This is a genomic window from Actinokineospora terrae (genome assembly GCF_900111175.1).
Taxonomy (GTDB): Bacteria; Actinomycetota; Actinomycetes; order Mycobacteriales; family Pseudonocardiaceae; genus Actinokineospora; species Actinokineospora terrae.
On record NZ_FOGI01000008.1, the window covers coordinates 237,700 to 253,062 of the forward strand.

A 15,363-nucleotide genomic window follows, 5' to 3' on the forward strand; every position below is an offset into this window, starting at 1 on the left:
GGGGCGGCGAGCTTGGCGGGGGGCTGGGGTAGCCGCGGCAGGTGGGTGGTTGCGCTGCCGTGCCGCGGGGGCTCAGGGCAGGTGGACGGGAACGCCGCGTTCGGCGGAGGTGAAGGTTGCGGTGATGACGTCGGCGACGTCGGCGGTTTGGGGTGGGGGGACGGGGTTGGGGCCGTTGTCGTGGAGGCAGGTGGCCAGGGCTGTGTAGAAGCCCAGGTAGTCGCCGTCGAGGGTGGGGACTCGGGTGTCGCCGGAGGCGGTGGTGAGCGTGCCCCACTGCGACTCCGGGTACGCGCCGAAGCCGGGCTCGGTGGGGGCGTGGCCTGCGCGGGAGGCCGCTTCCTGGGGGTCGAGGCCCCAGCAGTGGTAGCCGATGTCCGGGCCCGCGACGGCGAAGCGGGGGCCGACCGGGGCGGAGGCCTTGCTGACGCGCAGGTAGGAGCGGACGCCCGAGGGGTGGGTGAGCAGGATCGTCGCGTCCTCCGGGGCGGGGGCGCCCGGGCGGGTCGCGTGGACCTCGGTGTAGACGGTCTGGGGGCGGCCGAACAGGACGATGGCCTGGTCGACGAGGTGGCTGCCCAGATCGTAGCGGATGTCGGCGAGGTCGGCCGGGTCGGCGCTGCCCTTCCAGCCGGGTTTCACGGGGGCCGCCGCGCGTTCGAAGCGGGACTCGAAGCGGGTCACACCGGCCAGCTCGCCGGACTCCACCAGCTGCCGGACGGTGCGGAAGTCGCCGTCCCAGCGCCGGTTCTGGAACGTGGTGAACACCCGGCCGACGCGGCGCGCGGTGGCGGCCAGGTCCCGGACCTGCTGACCGGTCGCGGCGGCGGGTTTGTCGACGACGACCGAGAGCCCGGCGGTCAACGCGGTCGTGGCCTGGTCGTAGTGGTACCGGTTCGGCGAAGCGACCACCGCGAGGTCGTAGTCGCCAGCTCGCCGCCACAGGTCGTCCGTCGACTCGATCACATCGGCGTCCGGGTAGCGCTGTCTCACGGCGGCAGCCCTGCCCTCGTCCCCCGTGACTACCGCGGCCAACCGCAGACCCGGCGTCGCGGCGATGAACGGGGCGTGGAACGCGCTGCCCGCCAGCCCGTACCCGATCAGGGCCACCCTCGCCTCGGTCGACATCCGCACTCCTCCCGCCGGTTACTGGTGGGTACCGCGCCGCGGCGGCATCCCAAACCCGCCACTGCCTGCCGACACACCCCGCATGGCCGCTTCCTTACGACGCCACGGGTGCACAGCTTGGTACACGCAGAGCATCGCCCACAGCTCTTGCGCCACGCCGTGCGGATCCTGCGACCGCAGCGCGACCGGCCCCGCCTCCAGCGATTCGAACAGCGCCTCGAACCGCCACCTGGTGCGGTGCAGCGCCGCGAGCTCGGCGGCGGGCGCCTGGTCGGGGTCGAGCAGCGTGGTGACCAATACGGCGTCCGGTGCCTGGAGCACGCGCACCGCCAGCGAGTCGGTGACCGGGTCGCCGTCGGCGAGCATCCTGGACAGGAACGAGCCGTCCGGCAGCACGTGCAGCCGGGGCAGGGTGATCGGCGCGCGCGCCCGCCACAGCAGGTCAGCGCCCCGGTTGGCCGCCGCGCGCCACAGGTCCTGCTCGCCTGCGCTGCGGTGCGCGACCACCAGCGTGCCCGGGCTGATCGTGTCGAGCACCCGCGCACCGAGCTCTTCGCGCGGCGAGCCGACGGCGACGTCGAGCAGCGACCCGGTGTCGTGGCCCGCCAGCACCGACACCCGGACCTTGGAGTGGTCGAACGCGGCGAGGTTGGCCGCGGTGTCGGGGATGTCGACGACGCCCGCGTCGAGGGTGCAGACCCGCATGCCGCGCCAGCGCGCCGCCTCGGCCCGGTCGGCGGCGGCGCGGCCGAGGAACAGCCTGCGCATCACGTCGGGGCCCAGCCGCTTGCGGGCCTTGGTGATCGACCCGGTGCTCGGCGCCGACCGGGTGCCGGTGGCCACGCCTGCCCAGCGCATACCCGCGGTCAGCCTGGCCAGGACCGCGTCGTACCCGGCGCCGCCGAAGAGCCATAAGGCGAGGGTGAAGTAGACCATTGTCCGCGCGGGCAGGGCGCGGGAGCGCTGTTCGCGCGCGCCCGCCGCGTCGATCGCGGCGTCGACCTCCTCGGGCGGGAACGCCTTGAGCAGCATGCCGATCGCGACCCGGTCGGACAAACGGTCCCGCGACGCCTTAGCCGCACGTGTAATTCCGCCCACAGAAAGGACCCCTCACCCAAGCCTACTTAAGGAAGTAACGACCAGTCGATCTTGTCGACGAGTGCGGCGACATGAATAGCATCGGGGAGCACCCGAGCGCCAGAGGCCCCGGACCGCGAGACAATTCCGGAAGACCTACCCTCGGAATCGCCCGGTTCGTCGACCTCGGGTCGGGCCGCGTTTTCCCTACACCCATTCGGCGGGTAAACCAGGCCGCCGAGAAGGAGTGATCCGACATGTCCGCAAAGTCCTTCGCTGTCGCGGCTGTGTGCGCCGCGGTGGCCGCGCTGGCTCCCGCGACGACCGCCGACGCGACCATAGCCCCGGTCGGCGCAGGCTTCGTACTGACCGTCCAGCGCGCGGGTGAACTGCCCAGACTCGCGGTGCTGCAGTGCTCGCCCGACGGCGGCACCCACCTCGAGGCGCGGACCGCGTGCGCGCAACTCTCGCAGGTCAACGGCAGGTTCGAGAAGCTCAACGTGCGGCCGGACTCGATGTGCACGCTGGAGTACGACCCGGTGACGGTGACCGCGTACGGCTGGTGGGGTCGCAAGCCGGTGCATTACCGCCAGGTGTTCGGCAACGGCTGCGCGCTGCGCGTGGCGACCGGCAGCGTGTTCGCCATCTGAGACCGCCTCCGCCGGACCGCGCGCACCCGGCCCGGCAATGCGGGACCAGACCGATGAGTAGTTCACGACGGCTTCCACTAACCGTCATCATTCACCTCATCGGGTGGCACGGGATCGAATGAGTGGTGCCGGAATTGCCTACTGTCCGCTCCGGTATTCCCGGAGGTGACCACCGCCACCACAGCTCGACCGAATGGCCTTACCGCCCGTGGGTTCGGCGGCGCGGCCCGCACACGGAACGCATTGCGGCCACGCCGCCGGACCGACGCCGCCCGATTCTGCCTTATGGCTTTACCCTGTGACCCGATCGAGTGAGACTTGCCGGGGTCACCCGAGCGGACGGGTAGGTTCTGCCGGGTGACCGGTCCGACCTGGGCACCGCCAGCCCACCCGCCGGGGTCCTCGGCTCTCCCCGCCCACCCGCAGGCACCGCCGACCCACCCGCCGGGGTCCTCCGTTCCACCCGCGGACCAGCCCGTGTCGGCCTTGTCCGGCGACGCCCCGGTAGCGGCTGTCGCGTCGGTCTTGTCCGCTGTCCCGACTTCCGTGCCGCGCGCCCCCGGGGCGGTGGCACCGAGACGACCCCCGGTGGCGCCTGTGTTCGGCCAGTCCGCATCCCCGTCCGCGCAGGGTCTCGGCCAGCCCGCGATGTCCGCCACGAGCCAGCCGTCGGCGCCGCTCGCGCACCGCGGACCCGCGGTGTCCGGCACGAGCGAGCAGACCGTCGTGCCTGTGCTGCCGGTGCACGGTCAGTCCGCGATCAGGCCGCCTGCGTGTCCTGTGTTACCCGCCCAACTGCCGGTCCCCGTGCTGCCGACCCAGTCGTCGCTGCCCCCGACCTGGGCGCCGCCCGCCGAGGTGGCCGCGGGGGTCGGGGACGGTGTCGCCGACGCGGACGAGGCGGTGGAGTTCCTGGAGCTGTTCCACGCCGAGAACCCCGAGGCGGGCCCGGCGGCGAACCGGATCGCGTGGGTGCGGGCCGAGATCGAGCTGACCGGCACGTACCGGCACACGAGCGCGGAGTTGGCGCACGGGGCGAGGGTCGCCTGGCGCAACAGCGCGCGCTGCATCGGGCGGCTGTACTGGCGGAGCATGCGGGTCCGTGACATGCGGGCCGTTCACCACCCGGTCGAGGTCGCCCAGCAGTGTGAGCAACACCTGCGGCTGGCGACGAACGGTGGTCGGATCCGGCCGTTGATCACCGTCTTCGCGCAGGACGCGCCCGGGCGGCCCGGCCCCCGGATCTGGAACGAACAGCTCATCCGCTACGCGGGGTACCCGGCGGCGGACGGTGGTCGCCCGGTCGGTGATCCGCGCTACGCCGGGTTCACCGCCGCGGTCACCGCGCTGGGGTGGCGCCCGCCCGCGCGGCCGGGCCCGTTCGACGTGCTGCCGCTGGTGGTGTCCGGTCCGGACGGCAGGCCGCGGCTGTTCACGCTGCCGCCGGACGCGGTCGCGGAGGTCGAGCTGACGCACCCGGAGCTCCCGTGGTTCGCCGAGCTGGGCCTGCGCTGGCACGCGGTGCCGACCATCAGCTCCATGCGCCTGCGGGTCGGCGGCGTCGACTACCCCGCTGCCCCGTTCAACGGCTGGTACCTGGGCACCGAGATCGGCGCCCGCAACCTCGCCGACCAGGACCGCTACGACCTGCTGCCGGTGGTGGCCGCGCGGCTCGGGCTCGACACCTCCCGCGAGACCACGCTGTGGCGCGACCGGGCGCTGGTGGAGCTGAACATCGCCGTCCTGCACTCCTTCGCCGAGGCGGGCATGACGATCAGCGACCACCACACCGAGTCGGCCCGGTTCCTCAAGCACATCGACCGCGAGACCAAGGCGGGCCGCCCCTGCCCGGCCGACTGGAGCTGGATAGTCCCCCCGATGTCCGCCGCCCAGACCCCCGTCTTCCACCGCTACTACGACACGGACCGCCTCCGCCCCGAGTTCCACGCCGACCCGTCCGCGACCAGCGCCGCGCTGGAGGGCACGCCGCCGGTACTGCCGACGGGACCCTCACAGGGCCCGCCGCTGTGGTCCTACCTCCGCGCCACCCGCTCCCCCGCGAGCTGACCCACACATCAGGCACGCGACCACCCGCATCCCCGCGACCTGACAGGCGTCTCGCTACCCCCTGACACGCACCTGCCCTGCCCTGCCCTGCCCTGCCCTGACACGCAAACACGCCGTCCACCGACGCTTCTGTCCACAACACCTCGAACCATCCACAGCCCTTCCCCGCCCCCTATTGACAACCCGCTCGGCTCGATAGGTTCAGAGATGGGCCCCCGGCCCCCGGGAGGGAGGCCCCGGCCGCGGAGTGGATCTTGGTCGGACAGGCGTGCCGGGGTGGGTTGGGGTGGCCGCGGGTGCCGGGGTTCGCGGAGGGCGAACAGGCCGGCTTCCGCGACTTGGGTGATCCACGACCTGACCGGCTGCGCTCTTCCGGCCACCGAGTCGCTATCGCGGGTTTGAGCGGCCAGAACAGACGCACCGCGCAGTCAAGGAGTGAACCCCGCACCGACCCGCAAGGTCCGCCGCATCGGCCGCGGACTCGCCGGCGCGCGCCCGGTGCGGCCGGAGCAGGCGCGTCACTCGGCCGCAGGAGCGAGCCGTGCAGGGCTCGCGGGTGTCGAAAGGCGCTGGGGGTCAGGTGAACGGGATCCAGGCGGCGGGAGCCAGGGTGTCGAGGGGGGTGGCTTGGATTCCGGCGGACGAGAGGGTCCACAGGGTGTTGGCGGCTACCAGGGATCGGCGGATTCGGGTGTCGGTGACCGAGGGGGTGGGGTGGCGCAGGGTCGCGAGTTCGGTGATCTGGTCACCGGTCACCCGCAGGGCCAGGACCGCGCCGGAGCCTCGGGTTGTGTCGATCGGGATCACCACGAGGTTCTTGTCCGGCCACGACAGGAAGGCGTGCGCGTCGAACTCGGCTTCGGAGGTGGTGCCGGGGAGGTGGTACTGGGTGAGGCGGCGGACGGGGGTGGTTGTGGTGTCGAAGAGGGAGATCTGGGTGCCGGTGGTTCGACCCTGGTCGGTGGCTTCCTGGCCGATGCCCAAGAGTCGGCCCGCGCTCAGGGGGTGCAGGTAGGCCGAGTAGCCGGTGATCTTGAGTTCGCCGGTGACGCGCGGGGTGGCGGGGTTGCTCAGGTCGACGGTGTAGAGCGGGTCGGTGCGGCGGAAGGTGACGACGTACGCGGTCGGGCCCAGGTAGCGGACCGACTGGATGCGCTCCCCCACGCCGAGTCCGCCGACCCGGCCGATGCGGGCCAGGCCGGGGCCGCGGCGGTTCAGCACGTGGACGGCGCTGTCCTGGGTCGTCGTGGTGGCGACGCGCAGGTTTCCCTCGTACTCCGACAGCGCGTACTGGTTGACCAGCGACCCCTCGACCGACCCCGAGGCCGCGTAAACCGGCTTGCCGGGCGCCGAGATGTCGAACTGGTGGATGTCCGTGTGGTCGGCCGCGGGTCGGCCGTCCGCGGGCAGGATCCCGGCGCGCTGCCACTGGTCGTCGGCGATGTAGAGGCTGCCCGCGGTGCCGTAGAGGGTGTCCCCGTCGGCGGCGATCGAGACCGGGTCGCCGTCGCCCAGCGGCGCGCGCAGGTCGATCGTGTAGACGGTGAGCATCGCCGTCCCCGTGTAGCCGGACGGCCTGCTGACCGACCCGCACCCGACCGCCGACTCGACGCGCGAGCCGTCGCGGTCCAGGGTCGCGCGCGGCAGCCACCGCTCCAGCGGCGCGTCCTCGATCAGCGCGCGGTTCCGCTCCAGGGTCGACGGATAGGGGAACTCCAGGCGCGGCCGCGACCGGGCCACGACCCTGGCGACCGACCCGACCTGCCTGCCGTCGAGGTAGTCCCCGTCGACCGTCAGCGTGCCCGTCACCCGGGCGCCGCCCGCGAGGTCGACCATGACCAGCGAGGTCGTCATCGACCCCCCGGAGCGCGCGTCGCGGTCCACGGCGTCGAACCGCGGCACTGCCACCAGCGCCTGGTCGCCTTCGAGCAGGAGCGCCGTGGCCAGTCCCCCGCCGGGCATGGCGAGGCTGGCGGTCAGCTCGCGGGTGGCGGTGTCGACGACCCGCAGGGTGCCGTCGGCGACGGTGACGATCCGGCGTCCGTCCGTCTTGACCAGGTCCGGTTCGTCGGCGGCCGCCTCGTGGTTGTTGGTGCCGGAGTGGTCGCTGGTGGCGGAGTGGTCGTCGGTGCTGGAGCGGTCCTTGGCGGTGGGGCCGCCGCGGGTGGGCGCCTTCGGGGCGACCGGTGGGGCGTTGCCCTCGGCGGGCATCGCGATGACGTCGTAGACCCGCGGGTCGAGGCCGAACTCGGTCACCCGCTCCGCCGCGGCCTTCTTCAGGTCGGCCTCGACGTCGGAGCAGGAGTCGTAGGAGACGAGCCGGACGGACGGCACGTAGGGCGCCGGACCGGCGATGTCGACCGGCTCCCGCGCGAAGACGATGCCGCCCGCCACGCACGCACTCGCCACGACCACGGCCCCCAGGGTGAGCCTCTTCGCTCTCATACCCGGATGGACGTACCAACCCCGGCCAACCGTTGCACTACAGTGGGACAACCGTCGGTGTTTGACCGTGTGCGGTGCGTGTCGATCTAGGTGAGTTTTCCCACAAAGGCGCACGAACCCGCACAACCGGGATACCCTAGGCGCATGACGGTCGCGTTGGAGCACGTGCTCGCGAAAGCGGGCCTGAGGGTCAACCCGGTCGAGTTCCTCGAGCTGGTGGAGGAGGCGGCCCGGCGGTTGTCCCCGGCCAACCCGGACCCGGCCGACTACTTCTCCCCCGACCAGCGCGACGCGCTCACCGACGTCGGACTCGACCTGACACCGCGGCGCGGTGACGAGGTCGACTCCCGGGCCCGCGCGGTCGCCGCGCAGGCGGTGCTGCGCGACTCCGCGCTCACCGTCGCCGACGCCGCCGACGCGGTCGGGGTCGACACCAGCCGCATCAGGCACCGGCTGGCCGCGGGCAGGCTCGCTGGCTGGAAGGACCGCGGCGGGTGGCGGTTGCCCGCCTGGCAGTTCGCCCCCTCCGGCGTGCTGCCCGGCCTGGAAGCCGTGCTGGCCGCCGTGCCCGACGACCAGCCGCCGCTGGTGGTGGCCGCGTTCATGACCAGCCCCCAGCCGGACCTGCGGGTCGACGACCAGCCCGCCACCCCCCGGCAGTGGCTGCTCGCGGGCGGCTCCCCCGCCAGGGTGGCCGCGCTGGCGGCGGTGCTGGGCACCCCGGCCTGAGCTGACGAGGCCGACGAACCGAGATGTCCCGGCTCCCCCAGCCGCCCGCCCCAGCCGATCTGCGAACGCTGCTGCGCGTCGACGAGGACATCGTGGCGCTGCACAGCGGCACGCACCTGGTCCGGGTCTTCGCCGCCGCGGGCGCGCACCGCCAGCGGTGGAACTCCTTCCGCTACACCGGTCCGCTCCCGCACGCCCGCTTCGACCCGCAGCCGCTCGGCCAGGACGGCGGACCGGCGACGGCGCCGGGGCACGGCGTGCTCTACTTCGGACTGAGCGTGCGCACCAGCATCGCCGAGGTGTACCAGCAGACCTCGGTGGTGGACCGGACCACCCGCAAGCCGCACATGGTGGTGTTCCGGCCGCGGCGCACGCTGCGGCTGCTCGACCTGTGCGGCCTGTGGCCGACCAGGGCCGGTGCCTCGCAGGAGTTGAGCACCGGCAGCAAGGCCGTCACCCAGGCCTGGGCGCGGGCGATCCGCCAGGCGCACCCCGATCTCGACGGTGTCTGGTACCGGTCCTCGATGGACAGCGGTGAGCCCGCGGTGTGCCTGTGGGACCCGCCGGGCAGTGGCGCGTTACCGCGAACCCCGGACGTCCTGCTGCCGCTGGACTACCCGGGGCTCGATCTTCCGCTTGCGCGGGTGTGCGAGGAATTGAACTACACCCTGCTCTGACCGAACTCAGCTCTAGAACTCGTGTCGAGTGGTATTCGGTGAATCGCGCGGGAGACACACGGTTCGTAGCCGGTGGGCGAACGCCCTCGCCCACCGGCTACGAACGGCCCGAGACCCTACGCCGTCCCGGGCCGCACCTGGTTCACAGGTGCCGTGACCACCACCGCAATACCTCGCGGAAACGTTGCTCGCGGTGGCGGGGCTTGCCGGAGCGGGTCAGCTCGTGACCCTCGCCGGGGAAGAGGATGAGCTCGGTCTCCACCCCGGCGCGGTGCAGCGCGACGTACATCCGCTGCGCCTGTTCGACCGGGCAGCGCCAGTCGTGTTCGGAGTGGACGACCGCGAACGGGATGGTGATCCGGTGCGCGTGCGTCAGCGGGCTCTTGGCCACCAGGTCGGCCGGGTCGGTGCCGCAGTAGGCCTCGGCGAACCACCAGCCGATGTCGGAGGTGCCCAGGAACGAGTCCCAGGCGTTCACCGCGCGCTCGCTCCACGCGGCGCGGAACCGGTGCCCGTGGTGGGCGGCGAGCCAGCCGGTCATCCAGCCGCCGTAGGAACCGCCCATCACACCGACGTTGTCGGCGTCGACGTCCGGGCGCTCCAGGGCGGCGTCGAGGACCGAGAGCACGTCGTCGACGTCGACGGTGCCCATGGCGCCGATGATGGACCGGCCGTGGGATTCACCGTACCCGGCCGAACCCCGCGGGTTGGGCAGCACGACGGCGTACCCGGCCGCGGCGTAGGCCTGGGCCTCGTCGTTGAAACCCCAGCCGTAGTACATGAACGGGCCGCCGTGCACCGACAGCAGCACCGGGTGCGGCCCGTCGCCCTCCGGCAGCAGGATCCAGCCGTGCGTGGCGTACCCGTCCGGCGCGACGCCCTTGACCTCGACCGGTTGGCGCAGGCCGCGGGCGCGCAGCCGGGCGGAGAAGTCGGTGAGCCGAGTGGTGGTCTCGTCCTCGACCAGCACCACCTCGCCCGGGGCGTCCCATGTGGACAGGGTGCAGACGATCCGGTCGCCGCTGGCGGCGAAGCCCTTGACCGCGGCCTGATCGCCCGCGATCAGCGGGAGCTCGGCCAGGGTGGCCCCGTCAGCGGTGAACGGGACCTTGCGCAGTTCGACCGCGCCGCGGTTGCGCACGGCCACCAGGACACCGGACGCGGTCTCCACCGGTCGCCCGGCGGTGATCTCGGCGTCGACGGTCTCGGCGTCGGTGAGCCTGCGCGGTTCGGCCGGGGTGCCGTCGAGCACGAGCGGGACCGTCCACAAGCCGAGGTTGCGCGCGACGCAACGGGTGTCGGGGAACTCGTCGCCCAGGAACGCCACCGTGCCGTCGGACAGCGGCGCCGGGTGCTCGACCGTGCCCGCGCTGCGCACGACGAGGACGGGGTCACCACCGTCGGCGGGTACCGCGTAGAGGTCGGTGTTCAGCGTTTCCTCGACGCCCCAGTCGCGTTGGGCGCGGACCAGGACGTGCTCGCCGGACAGGGTCCACACCGGGTGGCACGGGGTGGCCAGGCCCTCGGTGATCTGGCGCGGTCCCGAATTCGCTGTATCCGCCGACCCGGCACCGTCCACACCGGTCACACCGGGGGCGTCGACGACGAACAACTGGGGTGGACGGTCGTGCTGGAACCCGATGTCGTCGAACCGGTACTCCAGACGGGTGATCACCCGGGGCGCCTCGGCTCCGGCGTCCGGAGCAGCGGTGTCGCCATCTGCCACACCGTAGCGACCGGGCTCGGGAACCCGTGCCACGAAAGCGATCCGCCGCGAGTCCGGCGACCAGACCGGGGCGCCCGCGCCCAGGGGCAGGTCGGTGAGGGTGCGCGCCTCCCCGCCGTCGACCGGGATCACGTGCAGTTGGGGCGGTTCGCCCGCTTTCGCCGTGCGCAGGAACGCCACCCGGGTGCCGTCCGGGGAGATCTCCGGCGCCGAGTCGCGGTGGCCCCTGGTGAACTCCCGCACCTCGCCGCCCGCCAGTCCCACGCGGTACAGACCACCCGCGTAGGAGTTCGTCGGCAGATCAGGGGTGGCGAGGCCGACCAGCAGCAGGTCCCCGCGGAGGGCGGGCGCGCCGGGCGCCGCCACCAGTTCGATGTCCTCTGGGCGCACGCGACGACCGTACCCGAGTTCACGTTAAACCCAGGACCCCTCGATTATTCCCACTCGTCCACAGAAAAGCGGACGTGCATGGTTCGCACGCCCGCTTTTCGCCGTTCGCGCGGGCACTCCCGCGCGGGATTGGTTCAGCGCCGGTGGTCGACCGGTTCACCCGTTTCGGTGGTGGATTCCCCGGTGGGGGATTCCCCGACCGGGGAATCGGCGGCGGCACCGGCGATCACCCGCGCTTCGTCCCGCTTGGACTTGAGCAGGCTGGCGATGGTGGTGATGGCCAGCACGCCGACGATGACCGCGAGCGACACCACGATGTTGGGCACCGGCACCGGCAGCGGCTCGCCGCCGTTGAGGAAGGGCAGCGAGTTGGTGTGCAGCGCCTCGAGCACCAGCTTCACACCGATGAAGGCCAGGATCACCGCGAGGCCGATGGACAGGTAGACCAGCTTCTTGAGCAGCCCGCCGAGCAGGAAGTAGAGCTGGCGCAGGCCCATGAGCGCGAAGGCGTTGGCGGTGAAGACCAGGAATGGTTCCTTGGTCAGGCCGAAGATGGCCGGGATGGAGTCCACAGCGAACAGCAGGTCCGCGGTGCCGATGGCGATCATCACGATGAACATCGGGGTGACGAAGCGCTTGCCGTCGATGCGCACGAACGAGTTCGCGCCGTGGTAGGTGTCGGTCACCGGGAAGATCTTGCGGGCGACCTTGGTGAGGGCGTTCTCCTCGTATTCCTCGTCCTCGCCGAGGCCCTGGCGGGAGAGGTTCCACGCGGTGTAGATGAGGAACGCGCCGAACAGGTAGAACACCCAGCTGAACTTCGCGATGGCCACCGCGCCGACGGCGATGAACGCCCCGCGCATGACCAGCGCCAGCACGATGCCGATCAGCAGCACCTTGTGCTGGTGGATCCTGGGCACCGAGAACGCGGACATGATGATCAGGAAGATGAACAGGTTGTCCACCGACAGCGAGTACTCGGTGATGTACCCGGCGAAGAACTCACCGGCGTAGGTGCCGCCGGAGAACGCCCAGATCCCGCCGCCGAAGGCGATCGCGCAGCCGATGTAGAAGGCGACCCACCGCCCGGCCTCGCCGACGGTGACCTCGTGCGGCTTGCGGTCGACGATGAACAGGTCGATCGCGAGCAGCACGAGCAGCCCGCCGATCGTGGCGAACCAGGCCCAGGTGGGGACGACCATGTAAACAAACCTCCGGTGTACGGGCGCGCGCCGACAACCGGAGGTCTCTTCCGCCGGAAAATGGTCCGGCCACCGGTCCCGGGACGCTGCGGTCCGTGCTGACGACACCGGTGCGAAGGAATACTCCCCTCCGACACATTCGGTGTCCGATTCTTCCCTGTCCGGGCGCGGCGCACCAGTCGGGGTACGCCCCCGGCCTGGTCGGATTGGTCACAACCACCCCGACCCGGGCGCCGACGCCCCGGGGCAGCCTGCCCTGACCTGGCCGAACGCGATACCCCTACGGCGCGTTGTCACCCGGTGGTGATCGCCGGGGCGCCCTGGGAGCACTCTCAGGAAGAGTCCAATAAGTTCGGTCCGTGCCCTCCATCCCGCGGCCCCGGCCCCGCCAGATCGCCACCGCCCTCGTCGTCGTCGCCGTGGCGGCGGGTGGCCTGGTCTGGCTGAACGCCGGCGACGAGCCGCCGCCGGTGACCACGCGTGACGCCTTCCTGACGCTGCAGAGCGGTCCGGATCGGACCGAGCCGGTGCGGGTCGACACGACCCTGTACCTGCCGGAGACCACCCCGGCGCCCGCCGTCCTCGTCGCCCACGGTTTCGGCGGCAGCAAGGAGAGCGTCGACTCCGACGCCAGGGAGCTGGCCCAGCGCGGGTTCGTGGCGCTGGCCTGGTCGGCGCGCGGGTTCGGCCGCAGCGAGGGGCAGATCGCGCTCAACGACCCCGACTACGAGGTCAACGACGCGCGGGCGCTGGTCGACTGGCTGGCGACGCTGCCCGAGGTGACCAAGGACGGACCGGACGACCCGAAGGTGGGCGTGACCGGCGGGTCCTACGGCGGCGCGCTGTCGTTGTTGCTCGCCGGGTCGGACAAGCGGGTCGACGCGCTCGCGCCGGTGATCACCTACAACGACCTCGGCCAGGCGCTGCTGCCGAACTCGGCGGGCACCTCGCAGGTGGCGCGGACGGCGGCCGCGAACCCGTACAGCGCGGACGGGGTGTTCAAGCGGTCCTGGGCGGGGATCTTCTTCGCCGCGGGCATGGGGGCGGCCGGGCTGGCGGACCCGACCGGCGACGCGACGGAGCCGGGGACCGAGGACGACGCGTCGAACTCGGCGACCGCGGGGGTGGCCGTGCCGGAGCCGTCCGGCGGGTCGGGTGGGCGGCAGCCGCAGTCCGGGTCGGCCGACCCGTGCGGCCGGTTCACCGCCGCGGTGTGCAAGGCGTACGCGCAGGTGGCCACGACCGGGCGGGCGGACCAGGCGACGGTGGACCTGCTGCGCCGGGTGTCGCCGGTGTCGGTGACCGGGAAGGTCACCCAGCCGACGATGATCGTGCAGGGCGAGCAGGACACGCTGTTCGGGCTCGACCAGGCCGACGCCACGGCGCGCCAGGTCAGCGCGGCGGGCGCCCCGGTCAAGGTCGTCTGGTATACCGGCGGCCACGACGGCGGCAAGCCCGGTCCGGAGCTGCGCGGGGAGATCGCGGACTGGTTCGACTTCCACCTGCGCGGCCAGGGCACGGATCCGGGTACGGGCTTCGAGTACGCGGTGCAGGGTGCGTTGCGGGCGCAGGGAGCGCCGTCTGTGCGCACTGTCAGCACTGGCTCTTACCCCGGCCTTGGCGACTCGGCTGTGGCCGAACGGCGTGAGTTGGCGCTGTCCGGTCAGGAGCAGACGGTGGTGAACCCGCCGGGCGGGAACCCGGCGTCGATCAGCAGCATGCCCGGGTTGGGCTCGGTGCTGGGCAGTTCGTCGCGGTTGGCCGGTCGGATCGCGATCGACCTGCCGGGTCAGGCGGCGCGGTTCCGCAGTGAGCCGATGACGGGCCAGTTGCTGATCGCGGGGGCGAGCACGGTCGGTCTGCGGGTCGCGAGCGCGACCGGTGGCGCCCCGGATGGCGCTGTGTTGTTCGCGAAGCTCTACGACGTCGGCCCGGACGGGGTGCGAACGCTGCCGGGGTCGGCGATCTCGGCACTACGCACTCCCCCGCTGCCCGCGGACGGTTCCGCGGTGGAGTTCTCGGTGTCGCTACCTGCGATCGTGCGACCGGTCGAGGCGGACCACCGCGTGGAGCTCGTTGTCTCTACCACCGACCAGGCTTACGCGACGCCCGTCGAGGCGGCCGCGTACCGGATCGCGTTGGCGCCAGGCGCGGAGTTGGCGGTACCGGTGGTGACGGGGTCGCGGTCGAGTTCCGCGCCCCCCGCGGGTCCGCTGATCGGGATCGGCGTGGTGCTGGGCGTGGTCGTGCTGGCCGTGGTGTGGGGTCTGCTGCGGCGGCGGCGCGAGGACGACGTGGACGCCTCGCTCGCGGACGTGCCGCTGGTGATCGACGGGCTGTCGAAGTCGTACCCCGGTGGGCTCAAGGCGGTGAACACGCTGTCGTTCCGGGTGGAGAGCGGGCAGGTCCTGGGCCTGCTCGGCCCCAACGGCGCGGGCAAGACGACCACGCTGCGGATGCTGATGGGCCTGATCCAGCCGACCGAGGGGTCGATCAGGGTGTTCGGGCACCGGATCCACCCGGGCGCGCCGGTGCTGTCGCGGATCGGGTCGTTCGTGGAGGGCGCGGGGTTCCTGCCGCACCTGTCCGGGCGGGCGAACCTGGAGCTGTACTGGGCGGCGACCGGGCGGCCTCGGGAGCACGCGCACTTCGCCGAGGCGCTGGAGATCGCCGGACTGGGCACCGCGGTGGAGCGCAAGGTCCGCACCTACAGCCAGGGCATGCGGCAGCGGCTGGCGATCGCGCAGGCGATGCTCGGCTTCCCGGACCTGATGGTGCTCGACGAGCCGACCAACGGGCTCGACCCGCCGCAGATCCACCAGATGCGCGAGGTGCTGCGCCGCTACGCCGCGACCGGGCGCACCGTGGTGGTGTCGAGCCACCTGCTGGCCGAGGTCGAGCAGGCCTGCGACCACGTGGTCGTGATGCACAAGGGCAGGCTGGTCGCCTCGGGCGCGGTGGACGACATCGTGGCCGGTGGCGGCGAGGCGACGTTCCGGGTGGACGACCCGGCGGCGGCCGAGGCGGCGCTGCGCGCGGTCGGCGGCGTGCGGGACGTGGTGGTCGAGGGCTCGCTGGTGCACGCGGACCTCGACGGGCTGCCGAGGTCGACGGCGTTGGCGGCACTGGTGACCGCGGGTGTCGCGGTGGAGCAGGCGGGGCCGCGGCGCCGCCTGGAGGACGCGTTCCTGCAGTTGGTCGGAGAGGAGTCGTCCGCGTGAGCGACAACGGGAACCAGGCACCGAGCGTGAGGTCGGGCGGCGCTAAGGCAA

10 protein-coding genes are annotated in these 15,363 nt (G+C 72.3%); 5 read left to right on the forward strand and 5 right to left on the reverse strand.

Translation table 11 applies throughout. From position 1 onward, the window contains the following. Positions 1–72 precede the first annotated feature (72 nt). Positions 73–1,128 (reverse strand): Gfo/Idh/MocA family oxidoreductase, encoded by a 1,056-nt coding sequence (locus tag BMY07_RS19875; RefSeq protein ID WP_092780525.1) that lies wholly within the window; start codon positions 1,126–1,128, stop codon positions 73–75. An 18-nt stretch (positions 1,129–1,146) separates the two neighbouring features. Continuing rightward, on the reverse strand, positions 1,147–2,184 hold the full coding sequence (locus BMY07_RS19880) for a transposase domain-containing protein (RefSeq protein WP_092780528.1): 1,038 nt from the start codon (positions 2,182–2,184) through the stop codon (positions 1,147–1,149). Positions 2,185–2,462: 278 nt separating this feature from the next. Here BMY07_RS19880 and BMY07_RS19885 point away from each other — a divergent pair, with 278 nt between their 5' ends. Beyond that, positions 2,463–2,855, forward strand: coding sequence for an SSI family serine proteinase inhibitor (locus BMY07_RS19885; protein WP_092780531.1), 393 nt, complete (start codon positions 2,463–2,465; stop codon positions 2,853–2,855). 648 nt (positions 2,856–3,503) lie between these two features. Then, positions 3,504–4,922, forward strand: a complete 1,419-nt coding sequence (locus tag BMY07_RS19890; protein ID WP_092781125.1) for a nitric oxide synthase oxygenase — start codon at positions 3,504–3,506, stop codon at positions 4,920–4,922. 576 nt (positions 4,923–5,498) lie between these two features. Here BMY07_RS19890 and BMY07_RS19895 read toward each other — a convergent pair. Then, positions 5,499–7,367, reverse strand: coding sequence for a beta-propeller domain-containing protein (locus tag BMY07_RS19895; protein ID WP_092780533.1), 1,869 nt, complete (start codon positions 7,365–7,367; stop codon positions 5,499–5,501). A gap of 144 nt (positions 7,368–7,511) precedes the next feature. Here BMY07_RS19895 and BMY07_RS19900 point away from each other — a divergent pair, with 144 nt between their 5' ends. After that, a complete protein-coding gene (locus BMY07_RS19900; protein WP_092780536.1) occupies positions 7,512–8,096 on the forward strand; it encodes a DNA-binding protein in 585 nt (194 codons plus the stop codon). A gap of 23 nt (positions 8,097–8,119) precedes the next feature. Beyond that, positions 8,120–8,773 carry an RES family NAD+ phosphorylase gene (locus BMY07_RS19905; protein WP_092780539.1) on the forward strand — a complete coding sequence of 218 codons (654 nt, stop codon included), beginning with the start codon at positions 8,120–8,122 and terminating at the stop codon, positions 8,771–8,773. A 142-nt stretch (positions 8,774–8,915) separates the two neighbouring features. On the opposite strand, the gene BMY07_RS19910 is transcribed toward BMY07_RS19905, so the two are convergent. Both BMY07_RS19910 and BMY07_RS19915 read right to left on the reverse strand, forming a co-directional pair. Beyond that, entirely contained in the window at positions 8,916–10,889 is a 1,974-nt protein-coding gene (locus BMY07_RS19910; protein WP_092780542.1) for a S9 family peptidase, read from the reverse strand. A gap of 134 nt (positions 10,890–11,023) precedes the next feature. Further along, complete coding sequence (locus BMY07_RS19915; RefSeq protein WP_092780545.1) at positions 11,024–12,091, reverse strand: TerC family protein; 1,068 nt, start codon at positions 12,089–12,091, stop codon at positions 11,024–11,026. A gap of 359 nt (positions 12,092–12,450) precedes the next feature. Between BMY07_RS19915 and BMY07_RS19920 the strand changes: the two genes are divergently transcribed. Continuing rightward, positions 12,451–15,312: an alpha/beta fold hydrolase gene (locus BMY07_RS19920; RefSeq protein ID WP_245782511.1), complete on the forward strand. Its 2,862-nt coding sequence runs from the start codon at positions 12,451–12,453 to the stop codon at positions 15,310–15,312. Positions 15,313–15,363 lie beyond the last annotated feature (51 nt).

Bases quoted from the DNA above. Each gene is read 5' to 3' on its own strand.
- BMY07_RS19875 (WP_092780525.1), bottom strand. From the start codon at position 1,128: ATGTCGACCGAGGCGAGGGTGGCCCTGATCGGGTACGGGCTGGCGGGC.
- BMY07_RS19885 (WP_092780531.1), top strand. From the start codon at position 2,463: ATGTCCGCAAAGTCCTTCGCTGTCGCGGCTGTGTGCGCCGCGGTGGCC.
- BMY07_RS19890 (WP_092781125.1), top strand. From the start codon at position 3,504: ATGTCCGCCACGAGCCAGCCGTCGGCGCCGCTCGCGCACCGCGGACCC.
- BMY07_RS19895 (WP_092780533.1), bottom strand. From the start codon at position 7,367: ATGAGAGCGAAGAGGCTCACCCTGGGGGCCGTGGTCGTGGCGAGTGCG.
- BMY07_RS19900 (WP_092780536.1), top strand. From the start codon at position 7,512: ATGACGGTCGCGTTGGAGCACGTGCTCGCGAAAGCGGGCCTGAGGGTC.
- BMY07_RS19905 (WP_092780539.1), top strand. From the start codon at position 8,120: ATGTCCCGGCTCCCCCAGCCGCCCGCCCCAGCCGATCTGCGAACGCTG.
- BMY07_RS19915 (WP_092780545.1), bottom strand. From the start codon at position 12,091: ATGGTCGTCCCCACCTGGGCCTGGTTCGCCACGATCGGCGGGCTGCTC.